The organism is Alkalihalophilus pseudofirmus OF4 (assembly GCF_000005825.2).
GTDB classification, from domain to species: Bacteria; Bacillota; Bacilli; order Bacillales; family Bacillaceae_D; genus Alkalihalophilus; species Alkalihalophilus pseudofirmus.
Map to the genome: position 1 here is coordinate 1,921,550 of NC_013791.2, position 21,120 is coordinate 1,942,669.

Annotated in this window: 21 protein-coding genes; 6 read left to right on the forward strand and 15 right to left on the reverse strand. The window is 41.3% G+C overall.

Annotation, left to right across the window (positions count from 1 at the left end):
* Entirely contained in the window at positions 1-1,125 is a 1,125-nt protein-coding gene (locus tag BPOF4_RS09715; RefSeq protein ID WP_012958971.1) for a sensor histidine kinase, read from the reverse strand.
* A 135-nt stretch (positions 1,126-1,260) separates the two neighbouring features.
* On the opposite strand from BPOF4_RS09715, the gene BPOF4_RS09720 reads away from it, so the two are divergent.
* The 4 genes from BPOF4_RS09720 (at position 1,261) to BPOF4_RS09735 (ending at position 4,339) form a co-directional block, all read left to right on the forward strand.
* The gene (locus BPOF4_RS09720) at positions 1,261-1,560 is read left to right on the forward strand and encodes a hypothetical protein (protein ID WP_012958972.1); all 300 of its coding nucleotides are present in this window, start codon (positions 1,261-1,263) and stop codon (positions 1,558-1,560) included.
* A gap of 246 nt (positions 1,561-1,806) precedes the next feature.
* Positions 1,807-2,406, forward strand: coding sequence for a hypothetical protein (locus BPOF4_RS09725; protein WP_012958973.1), 600 nt, complete (start codon positions 1,807-1,809; stop codon positions 2,404-2,406).
* 10 nt (positions 2,407-2,416) lie between these two features.
* Positions 2,417-4,015 carry a DUF6792 domain-containing protein gene (locus BPOF4_RS09730; protein WP_012958974.1) on the forward strand — a complete coding sequence of 533 codons (1,599 nt, stop codon included), beginning with the start codon at positions 2,417-2,419 and terminating at the stop codon, positions 4,013-4,015.
* 6 nt (positions 4,016-4,021) lie between these two features.
* Complete coding sequence (locus tag BPOF4_RS09735; protein ID WP_012958975.1) at positions 4,022-4,339, forward strand: hypothetical protein; 318 nt, start codon at positions 4,022-4,024, stop codon at positions 4,337-4,339.
* A gap of 31 nt (positions 4,340-4,370) precedes the next feature.
* Here the strand turns inward: BPOF4_RS09735 and BPOF4_RS09740 are convergent, their stop codons facing one another.
* The 4 genes from BPOF4_RS09740 to BPOF4_RS09750 form a co-directional block, all read right to left on the reverse strand.
* Positions 4,371-4,877: a YsnF/AvaK domain-containing protein gene (locus BPOF4_RS09740; RefSeq protein ID WP_012958976.1), complete on the reverse strand. Its 507-nt coding sequence runs from the start codon at positions 4,875-4,877 to the stop codon at positions 4,371-4,373.
* 109 nt (positions 4,878-4,986) lie between these two features.
* The gene (locus BPOF4_RS09745; protein ID WP_012958977.1) at positions 4,987-5,451 is read right to left on the reverse strand and encodes a YsnF/AvaK domain-containing protein; all 465 of its coding nucleotides are present in this window, start codon (positions 5,449-5,451) and stop codon (positions 4,987-4,989) included.
* A 322-nt stretch (positions 5,452-5,773) separates the two neighbouring features.
* The gene (locus BPOF4_RS22455) at positions 5,774-5,935 is read right to left on the reverse strand and encodes a hypothetical protein (protein ID WP_012958979.1); all 162 of its coding nucleotides are present in this window, start codon (positions 5,933-5,935) and stop codon (positions 5,774-5,776) included.
* Positions 5,936-5,951: 16 nt separating this feature from the next.
* Positions 5,952-7,037 carry a hypothetical protein gene (locus BPOF4_RS09750; RefSeq protein ID WP_238446501.1) on the reverse strand — a complete coding sequence of 362 codons (1,086 nt, stop codon included), beginning with the start codon at positions 7,035-7,037 and terminating at the stop codon, positions 5,952-5,954.
* Positions 7,038-7,216: 179 nt separating this feature from the next.
* Between BPOF4_RS09750 and BPOF4_RS09755 the strand changes: the two genes are divergently transcribed.
* A complete protein-coding gene (locus BPOF4_RS09755) occupies positions 7,217-8,035 on the forward strand; it encodes a YitT family protein (RefSeq protein ID WP_012958981.1) in 819 nt (272 codons plus the stop codon).
* Positions 8,036-8,137: 102 nt separating this feature from the next.
* On the opposite strand, the gene BPOF4_RS09760 is transcribed toward BPOF4_RS09755, so the two are convergent.
* The 7 genes from BPOF4_RS09760 to BPOF4_RS09790 form a co-directional block, all read right to left on the reverse strand.
* Positions 8,138-9,646 carry a class I adenylate-forming enzyme family protein gene (locus tag BPOF4_RS09760; protein ID WP_012958982.1) on the reverse strand — a complete coding sequence of 503 codons (1,509 nt, stop codon included), beginning with the start codon at positions 9,644-9,646 and terminating at the stop codon, positions 8,138-8,140.
* 213 nt (positions 9,647-9,859) lie between these two features.
* Positions 9,860-11,125: an exo-beta-N-acetylmuramidase NamZ family protein gene (locus BPOF4_RS09765; protein ID WP_012958983.1), complete on the reverse strand. Its 1,266-nt coding sequence runs from the start codon at positions 11,123-11,125 to the stop codon at positions 9,860-9,862.
* Positions 11,126-11,146: 21 nt separating this feature from the next.
* Complete coding sequence (locus BPOF4_RS09770) at positions 11,147-13,246, reverse strand: glycoside hydrolase family 3 protein (protein ID WP_012958984.1); 2,100 nt, start codon at positions 13,244-13,246, stop codon at positions 11,147-11,149.
* 22 nt (positions 13,247-13,268) lie between these two features.
* Positions 13,269-14,351 (reverse strand): DUF871 domain-containing protein, encoded by a 1,083-nt coding sequence (locus BPOF4_RS09775; protein WP_012958985.1) that lies wholly within the window; start codon positions 14,349-14,351, stop codon positions 13,269-13,271.
* Between the two features lie 63 nt (positions 14,352-14,414).
* A complete protein-coding gene (locus BPOF4_RS09780; RefSeq protein ID WP_012958986.1) occupies positions 14,415-15,767 on the reverse strand; it encodes a PTS transporter subunit EIIC in 1,353 nt (450 codons plus the stop codon).
* A gap of 14 nt (positions 15,768-15,781) precedes the next feature.
* Entirely contained in the window at positions 15,782-16,678 is an 897-nt protein-coding gene (gene murQ, locus BPOF4_RS09785; protein WP_012958987.1) for an N-acetylmuramic acid 6-phosphate etherase, read from the reverse strand.
* A gap of 136 nt (positions 16,679-16,814) precedes the next feature.
* Complete coding sequence (locus BPOF4_RS09790; protein WP_238446457.1) at positions 16,815-17,678, reverse strand: MurR/RpiR family transcriptional regulator; 864 nt, start codon at positions 17,676-17,678, stop codon at positions 16,815-16,817.
* A 541-nt stretch (positions 17,679-18,219) separates the two neighbouring features.
* On the opposite strand from BPOF4_RS09790, the gene BPOF4_RS09795 reads away from it, so the two are divergent.
* A complete protein-coding gene (locus BPOF4_RS09795; protein ID WP_012958989.1) occupies positions 18,220-18,582 on the forward strand; it encodes a hypothetical protein in 363 nt (120 codons plus the stop codon).
* Between the two features lie 253 nt (positions 18,583-18,835).
* On the opposite strand, the gene BPOF4_RS09800 is transcribed toward BPOF4_RS09795, so the two are convergent.
* The 3 genes from BPOF4_RS09800 to BPOF4_RS21200 are packed head-to-tail and all read right to left on the reverse strand — an operon-like array spanning position 18,836 to position 21,087.
* A complete protein-coding gene (locus tag BPOF4_RS09800; protein WP_012958990.1) occupies positions 18,836-19,537 on the reverse strand; it encodes an N-acetylmuramoyl-L-alanine amidase family protein in 702 nt (233 codons plus the stop codon).
* Entirely contained in the window at positions 19,530-20,375 is an 846-nt protein-coding gene (locus BPOF4_RS09805) for an ATP-binding protein (protein ID WP_081457653.1), read from the reverse strand. Before BPOF4_RS09805 ends, BPOF4_RS09800 begins: the two co-directional genes overlap by 8 nt.
* Complete coding sequence (locus BPOF4_RS21200) at positions 20,317-21,087, reverse strand: DnaD domain protein (protein ID WP_012958992.1); 771 nt, start codon at positions 21,085-21,087, stop codon at positions 20,317-20,319. The genes BPOF4_RS09805 and BPOF4_RS21200 overlap by 59 nt, the downstream gene beginning before the upstream one ends.
* Positions 21,088-21,120: the final 33 nt, after the last annotated feature.

Genomic DNA, 21,120 nt, shown 5'->3' on the forward strand with positions numbered 1-21,120 from the left:
CTACCCCTCCTTCCTATCTTGTATCGGCAATGTACCGCGTACAACAAACTGACGATTTCCTTGATAGATTTCAAGCTGTCCTGAAACATTCTCTACTCTCTCTCGCATCGATTTCAGTCCAAACCCTTCTGTGTAAGGCGTTTCTTCCTTTAATGGATTCGTGACTTCAAAGCGAAATACCTCCCCGGCAGGTGCTTCAAATGTGATCTTCACTTCACGCCCGCCGCTGTGGCGCATCATATTCGTCAGAGCTTCTTGAACTGCGCGATAAACGGTAATCATTTGCTCATTAGAAAGAGAGGCTGAGAAGGCACCTGGTTTTAATGAAAATTGAATGCGTAAAAAATTCTCCGCTTCTAACTTCCTGATTAAATTAATAATCGCAGATATCCCACCAACCTCATCTTGTTTTAATGTTTTAACCGCACTTCTTGTTTCATCCAAGCTTTCCTTTGCTAGTTCCTTTAGATTCAGCAAATCGGATGCTGTCTGCACGTCAGCTTTAAGCCTTGAGACTTCAATCTGCATCAAGAGGGCCGTTAATTTATGTCCAACTGAATCATGGATATCACGAGCAATCTGCGTACGTTCCTCCTGCCTTGCAAGGTGCTCGCTTGCAGCTACCTGTCGCTTTACTTTACGGTATTCACTTAAAAGAGCTTCATTTCGCGCAGTAACCTCTTTGTGACTGTTGTAATAATGATAGAAAGCAATGAAGCCCAACCCAGCCATGCTGAAATAAAGGATCAGAAACATTGCTGAAAAAGAAGGATGCCCAAGAAAGGCTGGGGTTAATGCAGCACACAAAAGGAGAACACCCACCCCTCCTGCATACCATTTATGTAGATGCAGCAGAGCCTTACCCCAAATAATTGAATAGATAAACAATGTAAATGGATTTGGGGCAGCAATTGGCTCAGGCCACAATGTAAGTGTAGTCACGATTGCTGCAGATACTAGGATGATTGTATAGATCGCTTCTCGCTTTTTAAATAAAGCAGATAAAAAGAATAAGGCGAAAAAGATCGCTGCCCCAATCAAGTGCAGCGGTGTGAGGGGTGTGTGCATCAAGGCCGCTGTCCAAGAAATGCCTAGTATAGCCAGCCATAACCAGTATGAAGGCATGGTGTCCCTCCTTTCTGATGTTGAATAGTTATGGTAGATGTCTTTTTTAACCAGTTAATTGTAGCAGAGATGGGGGTGTGAGGGGAAGGTTTGAAGTAACATGTATTGGGTGAACATCTAGTGTGGAGCACCCGAATGTTAGAGGATAATTCATATAACGGACTTTTTGAAGAGCTAGTAACAAAAGATAAAATTATCTCTCATGGCTCTTCGTTTTGGGATTCTAATGATCCAAGGGGCGACAAAAAAGATCCAAATAAATATAACGCAAATGTATTTTTCGGACTCATAGTTGATACTGATTCACATCGTTCAATAGTAATTAACTACTCAACAATTTGTTATAAAGAGGAACTAAGCTGCGATTTAAATAGTGATAAAGAATATGAGTTTGCTTTGAAATTAATGAAAAGTATTGAATTCCTTAACCCTTAAGCGAACTAAGAATCGCCTTCTATACCTTTATAACTACCCCACTCGCCCCCCCTACTCTTTTAATTAGTCCTTATGGATCAAATTGCAACTATAATCTGCTTAATGCGTTAAAGTAATTGTGATTATATGGTAAATTTTAATAAATGTTATTTTTCTATGAATACATGATTAGGTGTGATGTCGGTGCAAAAGCGAATTGTAATGATTAGTTTATTCTTTTTACTTGTGTTAGGAGGTTTTTTTGTAATGAAAGCCATGAATGGTGAAGCGACTGCTTTGAACGATTCATTTACGAAAGAATTCATTGTAGAGGAGTTTGTTGAGGAGGATTTTCATTTATTCGAATCTAAAACTGGTCAATATCGGATGTTGTTTCCGAATAAGTTTCAGATGATTAGTGAGCCGCCAGAGTATTATGGGAGACAGGGAGAAGGCTTTGAAATGTGGAGCGCTTTAATCTATGACGATACGAATAATGGGAATAGTTACGAAATTAGGGCAATGTTTAGGGAAACCGAAGAGGATTTATCTGAAACGCGCTTAAATATTTTACTAGAAGACCATGCTTTCAAAAATCATTATGTTGAGCTTAAGCAAGATGAAACGATCCTCTATCATGGGTCCTCTTACTGGGATGCTTCCGAACCAAGGGGGCATTTGAAAGATCCTAACCAATATGGTGCGAATCGATTTTTTGGACTTATAAGAGATCTAAATACAAATCGCATTATTGAATTCGTTTATTCTACTAATTGTTATAATGAAGAGCTCGGTTGTGAGGATGAAAGTGAAGACCAATATAATTTTGCTTTAAAGATAATGAAGAGTATAAAATTTTTAGATTAAGAGGTCTGTTATGAATAAACCATATTTTGATAACCGTACCCGAAACTATCTGACAAAATTACAGTACACAGATGATTTTACCGTGGATGATGTTAAGTCAATTGTTAAAGAACAAATGAATAATAACCTTAGTGATGTAGAGATAAATGTTTACCATAGTAAAGATCTAAATATTGGCTCAGAATCAGGGTTTGATGGTTCTGCTATACACATCTATAACAAAGATCAAAATATTAATGAGGTGTACTATATCTTTCGTGGTACAGCTAAATTTGAAGATATTTATTATAATGCTACCGGGATTGCAACTGCTTCAAATAATGTTCAAATTATGGATGCTGAAAATTTTTATAAAATTGTACAACATAAACTCCCTAAAACAAAACAACATCTATATGGAGATGGTCATTCATTAGGTGGACATTTAATAACAAGTTTAGCATTAAAAACTCAAGCTTTCTCTGATGTAAGAGGACTAAATGATGCACCTATTAACGTTTATCAATTGAGTAGATATGATTTAAATTTTGCAGAGTTTCTTAGAATTCATACCGGTGAAGTAAACCCAAACAAAATCAAAGAAGAAACCATCACAGCCCTTGCTCGTGATTTCTACAAGGAACAATCAAAAGTGATCAGCCACACTCGGGTTAAAGGTGATCCACTTTATTCGCAGAGCTTTCCTGGCAAATTGTACATTGGTGAACAGATTCATTATATTGGTGATTTAGAGACGAGGGATTTTCCGGACGTTGGTCAATACCCGTTATCTAACTTGGCTAAATACTCTCCTCATCTCACATTAGATAAGCTGCGGTATGAATCAAAGGTTGGTTCTTTATTTTGGTTGGTGCGAGAAACAGATCAACGCTTTGGGAGCGAAGGTGTGGAGTACGTCATGACGAATTGGCAGGATATTCTTCGCCGCTCAGCCGCTAGACCAGAGGGTCAATTAGCTTTAGGAGCTTCTGCTACGTATTTATTGTACACAGCTCAGCAAGCTCTGAGAAGTCCGGGTATCTTATACCAGTCTTATGAGGTTAAGTCCAATTGGCACCTTGTCCATAACCACACGTTAGATGCGCTTATTTCCTATTACAATGAACAACATGACACGAAGCAAACGATCTATCAAATCCAAGATGTGATATCTGGGGAGTATGTCCTCTTGAATAAACAGGACTTAAGAGAATTCGGGTTACGTTATGAGCATGCAATTGAACAAAAATATCTTATTCTGCAAGAACTGAGAACGTTCTTGCATCAAGAAATAGATGATTTGTATGATGAGGTCAAACGAGATTTGAATGCGAAAATGACCTCACTTGAATCCTCTCCTGGCTCAATCGTATCCACACCGAAACGATCCACAGGCGGTGTCCTGGGTGGAAGTTTCTCTGATTTTAGAACGTTAGATCGGATTGAGTTTGATCGTTCCTTTAAACCTATGGATGAAGCGATCACCAATCCTGTATACAATGTGATCAATCAAATCGAAAATGAGATTAATCATTTAGAATCCTTCGTATCGTCGTTTCAGGCGACTTATCTTGAAATGTTTGCAACAGATGAATCAATTGCCAGCTCAATCGGTCCTTATGCGAGGTGAATCTATATGGTCTTTAGACGTACTCATACCTTTACCAATCATTCAAGTTCGCTTATAGACCAAAAAGCGAACCGGCTTAGAGCCTTAATTGAGCGAAATGAAGAAGCAAATTATACGATTTATCAAGCAAAACAGCTGATTGAATCACAATCTGGTGAGTATATTGACTCCCTTTTAACCTTTTCCGATCAATATCAACGTATATCCACTCATACAAATCAAGAACATCTTTTATTCTCTGTGCCTGAATTTCAAATGAGGTCGCAGCATTTCTTTCAAAACGCACATAAGAGGCCATATTCGGTGTTTTATACGTACGGCTAAAAAAGGAATCTTCTAAGAAAGAGATTCCTTTTTACTGTTCTTCCTTTTCTATAACATCCGCTTTCCCTTCTGTTTCAACTACGGCAACTTCTTTTTTCACGTTTTCTTTTATATGCTGGACGTCTTTAATTTGCTGCTTCTTAATCGTGACTTCATTTAATTGGACTGGATGTTTGCTTATTTCTATTTCCTCTTCTTTCAATGGTATTCGTAACTCATCCTCACTTCCCGCTTCGATCACCATCTCTTCTCGTCTAATCGGAACAGTAATTGTTTTTTTGTCTTCAACTATTTCCTTGTGTATTTTCACTTCACCTGTTTGCACGCGTTCTTTTTTTATATCCAGTTCCTCTTCACGAAGCTGCATGGTTTGTGAGTCCTGATCCTGCTTACTTTCTGCTGAGGATTTATGCTTATACCATGTGCCGACGATCCCGCCAACAATAGCTCCTGAAATGGCTCCAGTCGCGACTGTAATATTCAAAAGTAAACTTAGGAGTCCTCCTAAAACTGCTCCACTGATGATAATCATACCCATTGACATGCCTCCTGCAACATATTTGACTATAGTTTAGCCTATTGAAGAAATTTATATCAAAAATCCCTACTTAACTTAAGCTAAGTAGGGAAAAAAAGAGAGTGACTAACTAATCCTCATTAATCACTTCTGCATCTCCATGTTTTTCAACTTCAGCCACTTCTTTATGAAGGACATCATGCACCTGCTCGGTTTCCTCAACTGAGCGTTTGTGAGCTGTTACTTCACCTGTGACGACAGTGTGTTTTTCTACATCTACTCTTTCAGCAGTTACAGGTATATGCATCGTCTCTTCTGCAGAAATAGGTTCTTCAGTTGGTTCATGGTCAACTGCTCTTTGTTCAATGATGACTTGATCATGTGATACAGGAACATTCACTTCTTTTTCTTCCTCAACAATTTGCTTGTGAAGCTCGACATCGCCTGTTTCCACACGGTGTTTATGAATATCCAATTCTTCTTCACGTAGATCTAAGTGTGCCTCGTTCGCAAATTCTGTATCTTGCCCTTCTTTACGAACTTCTCTTTGTTTTTTATTTTCTTCTTCCTCTGCAAATAAATCAAAAAATCCCATGCTGCATACCTCCCCAAAAATGTGTGAAGCAAACGTACATAAGTATTGTGACCTCTCGCGCAGGAACTATGCTTGGAAAAAAGTCCTTTGAGCGGTTGATACACCTATTGAAAAAATGGACTTTGTCACCTACATCCGGTTGGCTGTATACATATATTCCATATAGGAAACAATGGAGAGGACAAGCAAAGGGCAGGAGGGTTTTCGTTTGAGTAAATCAGAATCATCAAAGCAGATGGAACAAATGATGAATGAGATGAAACGCCGCAATGAAGAAGCAAAAAACAAAGCGAGCGAAGCATTAGGAAAATAAAAGCTGACACTATGTGCCAGCTTTTTCTATTCGCTTATCGGCTTGTCCTTCATTCTTTTCTAAGGCTTGAAGCGCTTGTTCTCGCACTTGTTTGTTTTTTAATTTACGCTTATTCAAATAATGGTTAGAAAGTTGTTTGGAGTATGGTTTCATAGTAGAGGCTTGTCTCATTTTAGCGCACCCCTTTCTATTGGGTAGTAGAGTGAGGTGAAAATTTATTTAACAGTTCGCAGCAGATCCACAACAGTTCTTGCGTTATGGTTACATTCAGCTTACCAGCTTCCTCTGAGGGGTTCAATTTATGTCGGTTCGATTGATCAAGATGAAGAGAAATAATCCATTCCGTCCCATCTTGAAGCGTTCTTTTCCACGAAATAAAATCAGTTAGAACAAGAGGGTTCTCCTGAGTTTTATCGATCGACATCACGTATTTATTTTTACCCTCGCTCATAGGTATAGAAACATCAAGCTCTGCTTTATTCAGCCCATAGGAATCAATAAATGTTAAGTGATCTTCATTCACTTTATATAAGGAATAGTTGACACCGAAGTCAAGATTATCTAAGTTGAATTGATCGGTAACGAGAAGGTTCAGCTTGGCTTTTAATTGAAATAGAAAGTCGATTAACAGATCATACTTTTCTCTAAATAAATCCGCCGAATCTTCTGTCTCTTCCAGTTGGACGAGAAGTGATTCAATCGCTTCATTTTTAAATTGGATCGCCTCTTCTAGCTTCTTCACTAAACTTTCATATCCGCCTTCACCGCTTGGCTCCTGGCTGTTTGCTTCTTCTATGTCTCTTATAATATCTGCACGCAGCCTGTCAATAAAATCTAATTCTTTGGCAAGTGCAATCAAGGAACGATATTCAATCTGACGTCTTCGTTCAAATACCTCAATATGAAACAGATCGCTTTCAACCCTGCTCATTTCATTTAAGGTAAGCGTTCGAATAAATAAAAACGTAATGACTATTGCAACGGCTATTAGAAGCATGAGTGAGCTTGGGGGCAGACTGATAATATGCTCAAAGGCACTTGTTGTTTCGTTTAGAAGATAGCTTGGAATAAGGATGAGCAGGATACTTAAGAAGCCTTGAAGAGATAACAGCAGCTGGACTTTTCGAAATAGCAGGATGAACGCATTTTTAGTAATAAGTGTCCAGGTCAGCTTCTGATGTGTTTTTGAATGTTCATAGAGAATATTTAGCAAGTCATTTAACTCTTTAGATAGGACAAATAACTTTGATTTGATTTTCTCTTCTCGCATCATGCCCCCCTTTTCTCACTATACCTTTTTGTAAATTATACCAAAAAGATTTGGTTTTTAGCACCTTACGGCTTGATTCAGTACTTTTTACCTCCTTTCTATCTTTTTGACAAATTACTTTTGCTCTAGTTGTTTTTGGGGTAAATAAGTGGAAGATCTTGTTTTAAGTTAGGAGTGTCAGGATGAGCAACGTGTATCGTTTAATTGGAATCTTTGCTGCCTCTATAGTGCTTGGCTTTGCGTTTAACTTATTCCTCTTGCCGCATGAAGTGTTAACGGGCGGTGTCACTGGTCTTGCGATGGTATTTGGCTTACTTACACCTATTAATGCGGGGATATGGATCTTTGTCTTAAATATTCCGATCTTCATTTTAGGCTGGCTTGGACTTGGTAAAACCTTTATTGCAAACAGCGTGTTTTCAGTAGTTGTAACGTCAATTTCTATGCTTTATATTCCAGTTGTCCAAGTAACGGAAGATGCTTTATTATCGTCGGTGTTTGGCGGCGTGATTGCAGGTGCTGCAATTGGATTTATCATTCGATTTTATGGTTCAACAGGCGGCTTTGATGTGATTGGACTAATACTTACGAAAAAGCGTGATGTTCCACTTGGCGCGTTAATTTTTGCTTTAAATAGTATTGTTGTGTTTATTTCAGGCTTTGTCTTTGCTTGGGATTTAGCCCTTTATACCATGGCATCCATCTATATAACAGGGCTCGTTATTGACCGTATTCATACACGCCATATCAAACTCAGCCTTGTGGTGGTGACGAGTCGGGAGGATGAGTTAAAAGAGGCACTGCTTAAAAATTTGTATCGCGGGATCACTGTGATGGAAGGCGAAGGTGCTTATTCAAAAGCGAAACTGCAAGTTCTCTATACGGTGATTTCACGCTATGAGTTAGCGATCATCAAGCCAATTATAAAAGAGGTCGATCCGAATGCGTTTGTCAGTATTAATGAGACAATGGAGGTGCTGGGGAATTTCAGGAGAGGATAAATAGTCGAGCGTTTTACACTAAAAGAGGTGCACGGTGCACCTCTTTTTTGGAACTATCTAGCTTAATTTTTTGGAATTTATACTGGGCATGTAATAGCCAACTTAAAACCTGTAGTGAGCGCGTAAATTTGTCTTTAACACCTTCCCGCTTGCATTCCTTGGCAAGCTCTCGATACGTTCAATTTCTTTTGGCAGCTTATATGGAGCAAGTCTTTTTTTGCAGAAGTGCAGAATCTCTTCTTCTTCCAAATCAACCCCTTCTTTTAACACAACAAAGGCTTTTGGCACCTCTCCTAATACTTCGTCTGGAACACCGACCACTGCGGCCTCAAGAAGCTCAGGTATTTCATACAATACCTCTTCCACTTCAACAGGATATACATTCTCCCCGCCGCGGATGATCATATCTTTTTTCCGGTCCACAATATAGAGAAGACCATCTTTATCCAAACGTCCAAGATCACCGCTGTAGAGCCAGCCATCTTTTATCGTCGCATTTGTGGCTTCTTCATTTTTTAAATAGCCTTTCATCACTTGAGGACCTTTGACAATAATTTCTCCTACTTCTCCAACAGGAACAGGTTCACCCATTTCATCGACAACACGAATTTCTGTTTGAGGTAGAGCTTCTCCTACAGAACCAACTTTACTAAGGGCATAATGGTCTTTTAAGGTCGAAGCTGCTGGGGAGTTCTCTGTTTGACCATATAAATTTTGTACTTTTATAGCAGGAAAGAGGGCTTTTACTTTCCTCACTAACTCATAAGGCATAGGTGCTGCCCCGTATGTGAATAACCGTAGATGAGATAAATCTAAAGTGGACATCTTAGGGGTATTAAGCAGGATGCTGTACATAGCTGGGACACCAAAGAAAATGGTTACCTTCTCCTTTTCCATCGTTTGAAGCGCTTGGTCAGGGGAGAAACCTTCTTCAATAATGATCGTTCCCCCTGCATAGATCACTGGTAAACTAAACACATTACTTGCTGCACAGTGAAAGAGAGGTGCGACAATATGCATCCGGTCCTCACTTGTAATGTCCATCGCTTCCATCCATATGTTTGTAGAGGCTTCGATATTGGCTGCTGATAGCATGACGCCTTTAGGTTTTCCTGTAGTCCCTGAAGTGTAAAAAACAACGGCCGTTTCCTCACCTTGGTTATCATTTTTTTGAACAGAGAGCGCGGGCCCTCTTAAAATATCAGCTAATGAATGCTCATCCTTGCCAACGATGATCAGGTCATTCATTTTGGAAGTCGTCTCTTCTAACTCATCTACAACAGGTTTATAGCGTTCATCATAAATAAGAGCTTTAGCTTCAGAGTGAGTAAAGATATAGTCGATCTCAGCGGCAGTCAATTTCGTATTAACAGGTAAAATGGTAAAACCGCCAATCTGACAAGCGTAATAGCATACTAGAAAATAATCGGTGTTTGGTAAATAAACAGCTATAAGATCTTCTTTTTGGTACCCTTTTGCTTGGAAGTATCCTGCTAAGTTTTTTGCTTGTTTATAAAACTCTGCGTACGTCGTCTCTCGGTTGTTGTACGTCGTAATCACTTTATTTGGGTTCTTCTCTGCGCATAAGGCTAATTTTTCTGATATGTTCATTATTTAACCCCTCTCCCTGTATGGTATAAAAGCTAATGGTTGAGCTACCGATTCTAAGATGCGTCGAATGGATATTATGGATTTTTTTAGTTCACTATAAATCTTCTATTTTTGCAGAGGTAATCCTTTATCCTCAGCCTCTTTTTTCCAAAACTTCGCCGTACAAATGCAAAGAACTTGAGGCTGCTCACCTCAAGTTCTTTAACTACCCTTTTAATAGAGCAAGTATTTACTACGAACCTTGCTAAATGATCGCAATCCTTTCTCCCATTGCTTTGTCATGTCTTCCACCGAGCGTCCTTCTTCAATCCCTTTACGAATCCAACTGTTTCCGATGAGATTATCAAAAAATGAGATGCCTGCGCTGTTTTCTGCACGGAACTCAAAGTCTTCTGGGTACAGATCATGGATCGTCTTCACGATATGAAGCCCTGTCTCGACTGGCTCAAATTGCTTTCGGTCAGTGATATGAAGTTGAATCCCATGTGATAGGCTGCCTGCGTGCTTAGAGAAGGTTGGTGTAAATGAAGCTGCTCTAAACGTGACACCCGGCAAGTTTAATTCATTTAATGTACTTGATAATTCATTTGCATCAATAAATGGGGCTCCAATGAATTCAAATGGTTTCGTTGTTCCACGGCCTTCTGATACATTCGTTCCTTCTATCAGAGCGGCACCTGGATACACGAGAACGGTATCTAATGTCGGCATATTCGGCGAAGGCAGCACAAATGGCAGCGGCGTCTCATCGTAGTACATCCCTCTCTTCCATCCATTCATTTCAACAACTGTCAATTCGGCTCCAATGTCGAATTCTTCATTGAAAAGGTGAGCAAGCTCTCCTACCGTCATCCCGTGACGAAGCGGGATCGGGTAATTTCCAACAAACGTTGCGTATTTCATATCAAGTACCGGACCCTCAACATCCACACCATTAAGCGGGTTTGGACGGTCGAGAACGATAAATGGAATGTCCTGCTCTTGGGCTGCTTCCATCGCATAGGCCATTGTGTAAATATAGGTATAGAATCGTGTACCTACATCCTGAATATCAAAAAGAAGTACATCAATATTTTCAAGCATTTCCGGTGTCGGTTTTCGTGTCGGACCATATAAACTGTATACTGGCAGACCTGTTTTATCATCAATATAGAACTCTACATAATCACCGGCCTGTGCATCTCCTCTTACCCCATGCTCCGGACCGTAAAGCGCCGTCAATTCTGTATCCGGGTCTTCATGCAAGAGGTCGACAATGCTTGTAAGCTCTTGGTTTACCCCTGTCGGATTGGTAATAAGACCTACTCGTTTACCTGCAATCAAGTCTTTTTCTTCTTCTACTAACACTTCTACCCCAAGAGCAAAGGCCTTCTCTTTTCCTTTTCCCTTGCCTTTCCCTTTTCCATTATCAGCAAACACGACTGATAGCGAACTTAACGTTAGCGTTGCAACAAGTAATAGAATCAACCATTTTTTCAACCTGATCCCTCCGTTTTATGCTTAATAGTTCAAATAGTGGCCAAAGTTATAAAGCACTCCATTTTCATCATCTTGAATAGTAACAGGTAGCTGCCCAGTCGGTTGATTTTCTCCAAAGATGGTCGCAGCTGTTGCCTGAAAGCTTGCTGCTCTAAATCCATATTGCGTAAGGTAGGCATCCACTTCCGGATAAGCCATAATGTCATACGGATTACGGATTCCTACTGCAACAACTGGTGCCTCTGTTTCATTTATGACCGTATGAACAAGCTGCATTTGAGGGCTGTTTGGCAGACGATCATTGACTCCGGCTGTTGCGGTACCGACAATAACAGTACTTGCAGCTTTTACTTTTTCAAGCTGCGCAGGAGTTAATGTAAAATCTGCCGCTACTTCAATGATTTCTGCTTGTTCATGATGCGATTTAATTGCAGCGCCTAATTCGTTAATATAGCTTCTGCCTACAACGACTAATGAATCACTTGCCTCAGGGCTTAGCGGCAGCACATCTTCATTTTTAATCAAAGTAATCGATTTGTCCGCTGCTTCTTTTTCGATTTCTTTATGTTCATTCGACCCTACCACTTGTTTGGCCTGCTCTATTTTTTCTTCCACCGATAAAGGCGTTTCTTCAAGGATTACACCTCGTTTTAGTTTTAAAGCGAGAATACGTTCTACTGATTCTTCAATCCGTTCAACTGTCAGCTTTCCTGCTTCAACTGCTTCTAACAAGCCATTTCTCACTTCACTCAGTCCGACAGGCATCAAAATAATATCAGATCCCGCTTGAACGGCACGCACAGCTGCATCTACTGGGCCGAAATGATCCGCTATCGCAAGCATATTGAGGGCATCTGTTGTAATCACTCCATCAAAGCCCATGTCCTCCCGCATAAGTTCAGTTAATACTTTATAGGAAAGGGTCGCTGGTATCGCAATTTCTTCTCCTGTTTTTTGAGAGATCACTTTTGTATCATCAATGTTTGGGAACGTGACATGAGCTGTCATGATCGCATCAATTCCAGCATCCATCGCTTGTTGAAACGGATACAGCTCTACCTCTCTTAAACGCTCGATATCATGCGGGACTTCTGGCAACCCTAAATGAGAATCCACAGCCGTATCACCATGACCTGGGAAATGTTTAGCTGTACCTGCTACTCCGCTTGATTGAAGACCGTGAGTGTAAGCTACACCCATGTCTGCGACAAGCTTCGGATCTTCTCCAAACGAACGCACACCAATGACCGGGTTATCAGGGTTGTTGTTCACATCCATCACAGGGGCAAAGTTCATATTAATCCCAAGTGAATGCAGCTCGCTTCCAATGACTCTACCAACATTTTCGGCAAGCTCAGGTGAGCGCGTTGCACCAAGTGCCATATTTCCTGGCATATCGGTTCCTGATTGCAGTCTTGTCACTATGCCGCCTTCTTGGTCAATCGTCATTAATAGACCAAACTTCTCACTTGCTGCTTGATAGTCCGCAACGAGCTTCGTTGTCTGCTCAGTTGTCACCACATTTTCACGGAATAAAATGACTCCGCCTAAATGATAGTCTTTCACTAATTGCTCGATCTCTGGAAGCATCTCTTCTACATTTGCTCCATTATATGTTCGGAAATCAGGCATAAGCAATTGACCAATCTTCTCTTCCATTGTCATTTGACTAATCGCATGATCGATCAGGTTGTAGCGGTTTCCGGATTCTTTTTCGATCTTAACTTTTGATGCTGGTTTTCCTTTTCCTTTGTTTGGCTCTGGTTTAACACTAAAGGCAATTCGGTCTGTATATTCACCATTTGTCACGCTAATAAATGTTTTACCATTTTGCCCAGTTAAGTGCACATTTCCATCCTGATTAACATCAGCCACATTTTTATTAGAAGACTTCCATTCCAACCCTTCTGTGACAAGAAGGAACTTCCCGTCTTGATAGACATTCAGGGCGTTTAACTGAAAGGCGTTTTCTAAATCATTTATATCTGCTTGCGGCATATTTTGATAGATGACAAGATCTTTAAGCGAGTTATCAGCGAGTACGGACCTTGGTTGAAAGCTTGTTAGGAGTAAGGCCGTGATTAACATACATACCAAACCGAGACTAATTAGTTGTTTCATTCTCATCCCCCATTACCATTATTTAAATAAGCTGCTCATTTACTTCATTTAATATAAACGCTTCTCCAGGTTGCAGCTGATCTAGTAAAGGCTCGTCCTGATTGATCACATGTCCTATCACATTTACGCCCGGCTGCGGGGCTAATGACGTTTTCGTTAGTTGAAGCTCCCCTTCATACCTGCCGTTTGTTCCATTATCAATTGTGATCGTGCCCCTTGGCCGCGCGTGGCAGCGCTCGGGTAAAACGTTTATGTTATTTTCTTGGACATAAATTCTCGCATTTTGTGACCTGATCACATCTCTTGCTGCATCCATTCTCTGAGTATGAGTTTGATTGACTATTGCTTTTACCTCTTCATTCATTGGGTAAAGATGTGTACGAAAGGTCAGTATGCCTTGATCATACCGTTTAAATGCATGAATGGTAGACTCAGATAGATCTGGATCTCCTATAAGTACTTTATCGATTTTTCCTAATCTCCAAAGCTCGATTGCCGCAGTAAAAGGAGAAGTATCGCGGTGCTTTTCTAATGTGGGCAACCCTTTGTATAGTGGTCCTCGTCTTTTAGCATCCCCAGGAACAAATGCTGCCATCATAATCCCGTAGTGACGCAGCTGTTCATTTTTTTGAATAAAGGCCTCTTTATCTAACCCTGTTTCAGGACGTGGATAATAGTTGTGCCAGGCTTCTACATTTTGTGTGACGAGCCCTTTTTTTATTAAGTTATGGATCGCTTCTGCAGTCAGGGTGCTGGCATTTAAGACGATTTTCATTTTTTGCGACAAGGAAACGATGATGTCTGAATCTATGCCGTAATCGATACGCAAGCCTGAAATGCCCCATTCGATTAGTTCATCTGCCTGTTCAAATGAATATCCTAAGTGGCCTAATGATGCAGGGGAGATGTCTGCAACCAAATCTAAAGATAAATCTGATGTTAATTGTGCCAGCTGCTGAAGCTGCTCTTTATACACTGTTGGATCGTCTTCTGGAATATGAAGAGAAGTAAAAACAGTTTGAAACCCAGCTTCTTTCATTTTCACTAAATAGTTTTTCAGTTCAGAATATGTCTGCTGTCCTAGATAGACAGAAAATCCTCGCATGTCTCTCACCTCCTTTTCGTAATGAAGGGCGTCTCATCTTGATTCATGAGACACCCATGTCGATTATTGCAAGTTTTTCGCCATTTCCTCTTTGTAGCCAAACAGGTACGTAAAGATGAAGCCAAATGTATAGGCAATCACAAGTCCTGAGAAGTAGAGTAAATATTTATTATCAGCAATCAGCGGGATAAGTGACAGCCCAGAGACCCCAATCCCAAGTGAAGCGGTTTGCATAACAGCTTGAAACGCTCCGCCAACAGCTGCTCCTAGACAGGCGGTGATAAATGGACGTCCGAGCGGCAGTGTGACCCCGTATAAGAGCGGCTCGCCAATCCCAAGGAAACCAACGGGAAGTGCACCTTTTACGGTATTTTTTAAGCGCTCGCTCTTCGTTTTGACGAATACGGCAATCGCAGCCCCGACTTGGCCTGCTCCGGCCATCGCTAAAATGGTTAACAGCGGTGTGACGCCAATGGTGTTAATAAATTCTAAGTGTACTGGTGTTAAGCCATGGTGCATTCCAACCATAACGAGTGGCAGGAAGGTTCCTGCTAAAATGGCCCCTGCAAATGCTCCGCCAACATCTAATACGGCGTGCAGGCCTGTCGTAATGCCATCTGATAAAAGACTTCCAATCGGCTGGAGTACTACAATTGTTAATATTCCGACAATTAATACCGTTAAAAATGGCGTTAAAATAATATCTAATGAAGACAGTACGCCTTTTCGAATGAATTTTTCTACGTTTGCCATCACCCAGCCGGCTAAAATGATCGCAAACAATCCCCCTTGGCCGGGTATGAGCTGTTCGCCGAAGAGAGTGATGTCGGCTAGAGCTGGGTTGATAATGAGAATACCAGCAATGGCCCCAAGTGCCGGTGTTCCGCCAAATTCCTTTGCTGTGTTCCAACCAACCAAAATGCCCAAGTATGTGAAAATCCCGCTCCCGATGACTAGTAAGATTTGTAGCCACGTTGTCTCAGGATCAACGCCGGCATTTCGGGCAAAGTTAGCTCCGCCGTTTATCAATCCTGATGCGACTAGTGCGGGAATAAGCGGAATAAAAATATTTCCGATTCGTTTTAAAAAGCTCTTGATCGGTGTTCGTTTCACTTGCTGCTTGTTTGATTGATTCTGCCCTTCGCCCTCATCCACACTGCCTAGCGAATGGCCTGTTATTTGACAAAGCTCCGCTGTTACTTTGTTAACCGTACCTGGACCGACGACAATTTGAAGCGTTTCATCATCAACTACACCCATGACGCCTGGAAGTTTCTTTAGCTCTTCCATTTGAACCTTTGAATGATCCCTTACATCTAGGCGTACCCTTGTCATACAATGAGTGATGCTCTTAATGTTTTCCTTGCCGCCAACGAGATCTGCTATCCCCTGTGCGATCATCGTTTCTTTTTTCATTGATTACTCCCCCTTTACGAAGTGATGGAAATCGCTTCTTTTACAAACCCTTGAGCCTTTTCTAGCCGGCTTTTCGCTTCTTCATAAGAAACGTCTGCTAAGATCATCACAATTGCAGGCTTTACTTGCTGTTTTGCTTTCTGAAAAGCGTCTTCTGCCGTCAACTCATTTACCCCAGTTGCTTGAACAATGATTTGAATCGCTCTTGCTACTAGCTTTTCATTCGTTGGCTGCACATCGACCATTAAATTATTGTATGCTTTTCCTAAGCCAATCATTGTGGCGGTCGAGATCATGTTTAGGACCAGCTTTTGGGCGGTCCCTGCTTTAAGCCGGGTAGATCCAGTAAGAACTTCACTGCCGGTTACGACTTCGATTGGACAATCGGCCCACTTGCTGATTTCTGCGTCTTGATTGCAAGAGATGCTGCCTGTATGCGCCCCTTTTTCTTTTGCATATTTAAGAGCACCAATCACATACGGTGTACGGCCGCTCGCAGCAATACCAACAACTACATCTTTTTCTGTCAGCTTGATTTCCGCTAAGTCAGCTCCGCCTAATTCTAGTGAATCTTCAGCTCCTTCAACCGCTTTTGTAAAAGCCTTCTCGCCTCCAGCAATGAGCCCAACGACCATAGCCGGGTCTGTTCCAAAAGTTGGCGGACACTCGACTGCATCTAATACACCTAATCGTCCGCTCGTACCGGCCCCTGCATAGATTACTCGCCCCCCATTTTTTAAAGCACTAATCGTTTGTTCTACTAATTTTGCAATTTCGGGGATTGCTTTTTTGACAGCAAGAGGCACTTCAGCATCCTCTGCATTCATAACCGTCAAAATCTCTTGAGAGGACATCTCATCCATTCTCATCGTTTTGTTATTTCTACCTTCCGTTGATAAATTGTCCAGCATACCTACCCAGCTCCTTGGATGAACAGCTAATGCGTCCGCTTAGCATGTTAAAATTAAAATTCTAAATTTATTTATCTTTCTCTGAAATTAAATTTCAACAAAGACATTAAAAATCCTCCTTTTTTCTTCAAACTTTTCATTTTCTTTTTTCACTAGCTTTTTCCCTCGAGAGGTCAAAGGCTTCAATGAGGTTCTCTCCAATCTCATGAAAAATACTGACATATAAGGCATCGACTACATTTTGATGTGCTGTTCTTGAAGCAATACTGCCAATTCGTTCTTCCGCTTCAAGATCTGGAATGCAAAGTGTAATATCAGACATTTTATATAACGGTGACTGGTTCAATGTGGTAATGGAGATCACTGTAATTCCTCTTTCTTTTGCGTATTGAGCAATATCAATGACTTCTTTCGTTTTTCCAGAAGAACTGAAGCAAAGGATGACATCTCCCTTTTTCATATAGGTAATAAAAGGGACCATATAATGATAATCGGATGAGGCAGCCGCGTGATAGCCTATACGCATCAGTTTGTACTGTCCATCAACCGCCGGAGGGTAGGAACCGCCGACTCCAAACAAAGCCACTTTTTTTGCTTGAACAAACGCATTCACGGCTTTTTCAAATTCTGAATGACTGAGGGTTTTTAACGTGAGGTCGAGTGCCATTTTATTCACATGAGTTACTTTTTGAAACAAGCTGTGCGGTGTGTCATTGGATTGAAGAAGCGACACACTGTTCACCGTCATCGGACCTTGTGAGAACTCTTTAGCTAACACCACCTTTAACATGCGAAAGCTGTCAAAACCAATTCGCTTACAAAAGCGGACAATACTCGCTTCGCTCGCATCAGCAGCTTCTGCTAATTGTTTGGTCGTCATCGTCGGAACAAATTCTCCGTACTCCAAAATATAATCAGCAACTTTCCGTTCTGCTGCTGTAAATTGATGTATATGCTTTTTTATTTTTAATATGATCATCGTCTCTTCCAAGGAAAGCACCTCCTGTTATCTATTATAAACAATTTATAGATACAATGTAGGAGTAAAAACGGAAGTTGTGAGCAAAAAGCTTTTGATTATAAGGGTTGTAGAATGATATGTTTATTTATTCAAAACCTAAAGTGACTCAAAGAAAAGTTATAGCAGACTAGCCGCTTCTGAAATATGCTTCGCTTTCCGCGGTGAGCTGCTGAGCTTCCTCGGGCTTTAGCCCTGTGGGATCTCAGCTCTGCTCTTGGCACCGCTGGAGTCTACGCATATTTCATCCGCTAGGTTAATGTTTTTTCAGCAATTAAGTGGAGGGATGAGGATGATTCCGGACCGCCTGTAGGAAACGACTATCGGAATGGCTGAAACCGCGTGTTGCAAGACATCAAACGCCTAAGGAAATCGTGATGGTTGATGAGCTGCCTTATACCGCAGTAGGTAAGCTTGATAAAAAGCAGCTGCGAAATTGGTAAAGTATTACAAGTTCAGCCTTAAGACGGAGGCATTTCTTTTCTCACTTTTGTAAAATTAAGTAAGAAATGAGGTGCTGTGTATGTATTCATTGGAACGAATGTTATTTGGTACGGGATTATTTTTGCAAGGTCTGATTACTGTACTTGTAATACCGCCCGTTGCTTTTGTTCACATGTATTATCCCGAATTACTTCCAACTCCACTCGAGCTATGGCTTGCATATGTGGTCCTCGGAGCCCATATTATCGGCTTTGTGATCGGATTACAGGCTTACAAACTGTTAAAAACCGAGCGAAGAAAGGCAGTGAAACGATTTTTGATCACTGCCCTAGTGATGCTCGTTTTAACAATGGGTGGAACCATTATTCAATCTACATTATTTATTATTGCAAGTATGATGATTTTGGTTAAAGAGCAAAAGGCTGCACATATTGAGAGCTGACCTAAAGGTGCGGCTCTTTTTGTTAAGTTTTTTTGGGGATGGCGGAACGTTGAGTGGCTTGAAACGGCGCAATTACTGGTAGACTAGATACAATTCAGCTGCATACAGGCGCAAAACGCTGCTGAACTGGCGCAATTAGCAGAAGGACCCACGCTATTGCGTCCTGAACTCACGTATAAATGCTCTCAACTGACGCAATCGCCACCGTCCCCGCCATTACCCGCTGAAGCTAATGCTCCATCAAAGCAAACCGCTACTCCACTCTCTCCACCTCTATCTTCTTCGCTGAATCGAGAAACTGATTGACCTGAGCCATCACATTTTCACGTTCGCCGTATGCTCCGACCTGCACGCCGTCGACAAGGAGGCGGTACACTTTCACAAGCCTCGGTCTTGGTGTGAGGCTTTCATTTATCAGCCTCAGATTAGGCATTTCCTGCAAACCGACGACATGGCCTGTAGCGATTGCTTTAATCACACTCGCTTCTTTTAACTTTTTTGAGTCTTCTACATGATCGATGAAGTAGCTCTCAGTCAGGACAGCAGCCATTTTCGTTAAGCGCAGCACAGCATAATTGGCTGTCTTTCTGCCGCGGTCACGAGCCTTAATTTTTCCCAAAATGCCTTGGTGGATGCAGGCTTGAAATTGGCCGGTGTGCTTTGCTGCATGCGGGTGGATAAAGCTTTCAAATCCTGTGCCGCCTCCTGCATTAATATGAACAGAGATGAAGTAATCAGCTCCCCAGCTATTAGCCAGCCGAGCTCTGTCTTCAAGGGAGACGAACATATCACTATCGCGGGTCATCCTGATGAGCACGTCATAATTTCTTAGCAGCACTTCACGTATTTCACGAGCAATCGTCAATGTTAAATCTTTCTCCACTAAGCCATTTGCCACTGCTCCCGGATCTCGTCCGCCATGTCCTGGGTCGATCATTATTTTGATTTTACTCATGCACACCACTCCCTTTTTCTTGTGAGAAATGACTTAAGCGGTGGTCAGGTCCGCTTATGGCAATCACTTTTGTTTTCTGCATCATCCGGGAAAAATTCCTGGCCCCAACCTTATCCTGCAATGCTTTTCCGCCTAAATTCGTTGTATAGATTGTATGCTTGCCTATCCGGCTGTCGATAATTTCAAACAGCTTTGATGTTGCCCAGCTAGATGGATCACGTCCGTGCTCAGCGCCGACATCATCCAGGACGACGCAATCAGCTTTTTCTAGCAGCTCTAAATAATTATCTTCTGAGAACTCACTGTGTTTGTTGTAGGTTGCTTTTAGTTTTGTTAGGAGTTTCGGTACAGAGATGAAGATCGAGGTGTATCCTGACTCTATCAATACTTTTAGAGCGGCTGATGATAAGTGGGATTTTCCAAGACCGTATGAGCCGGTTAATAGAAGGTTTCTTGGTTTATCTTTTGAATACGTATCACAAAACTCTCTCACTTGCTTGTATGCAGATTTTTGGCTTTCCGTACGTGGGACATAGCTGTCAAAACTTGATTCAAGTAAGTCTTGATTTAATAAGCTTTCACGATCGAATATCTGATAGATTCGCTTTCTCTCTAATTCTTTCCTTCTTTTAAGCACATTCTTTGCCAGTTCAATATCTTCACAGCGACAGCCATACGTTAACTCCTTCTCTGTTCCTTTCTCCGGTCCAAAGGGAATAAACACTCTTCTTACGGTAATCTTCTCATGGCAGCCCGTGCAAACCATCCTATTAATAATATTAGAATCCGAAGTCATAGCTTGAATAGTCGGCGGCAGATGAGTGCATGCTTTTTTCATGTTGACTCACCTCTTTCTTCTCCGCATGATAAGCAGCCATTTTTTGTTTCCACTTTTCTCGCTCTGCTCGGATTTCACCCACCGTTTGCAAGCCTTTGCCGCTCCAATCTTGCAGAATCTTTGAGACATAGCCCCAAGTTCTCACATTTTGCAGGAGTGACACTTTCATCGCTTCAATCACCACTCCACTCGGTTCTGTAAAGGTTGGATCATCCAGCCAAGCATTGATTGATTCAGAGATAAATGGTGAAAGTCTGCCAAATCCATTTTCTTCATAAAATCGAAATGGAGTGATATCTTTATTATTTTCTTTTATATTGTTTTCTTTAATTAATAGGGAACTAGGTTGTGCATTAGGTTGGGAAGCAGTTGATGCACTAGCTTGGGTACGATCTGGTGCATATAGTGCACGAGGTTGGTGATGAAGGTTAGTTGATAGGTCGGTCATCGCATATTGAGCAGCTTGACCGCTGCCTCTGCTTGTAAAGGTGAGATAGCCCTTTTCTTCCAGCTCTTTTCGAATGTTATAAAAGTGACGTACCTTCATTCCTGACTTCACGGCAATGACAGATACAGCAACAGTAAACGACTTCGGCCAGCCTGCTTTTTGCCATACTTGCATTAATGCATGCCATGTTGCAATGCCTGATGGGGTAAGCGGGTTTGTTTCTAGTTGGTTGTAGAAAGCTTGGATTTGTTGTTCGTAATTCATGGATTGCCTCCTTAGGGGTAATTGTAGATAAAA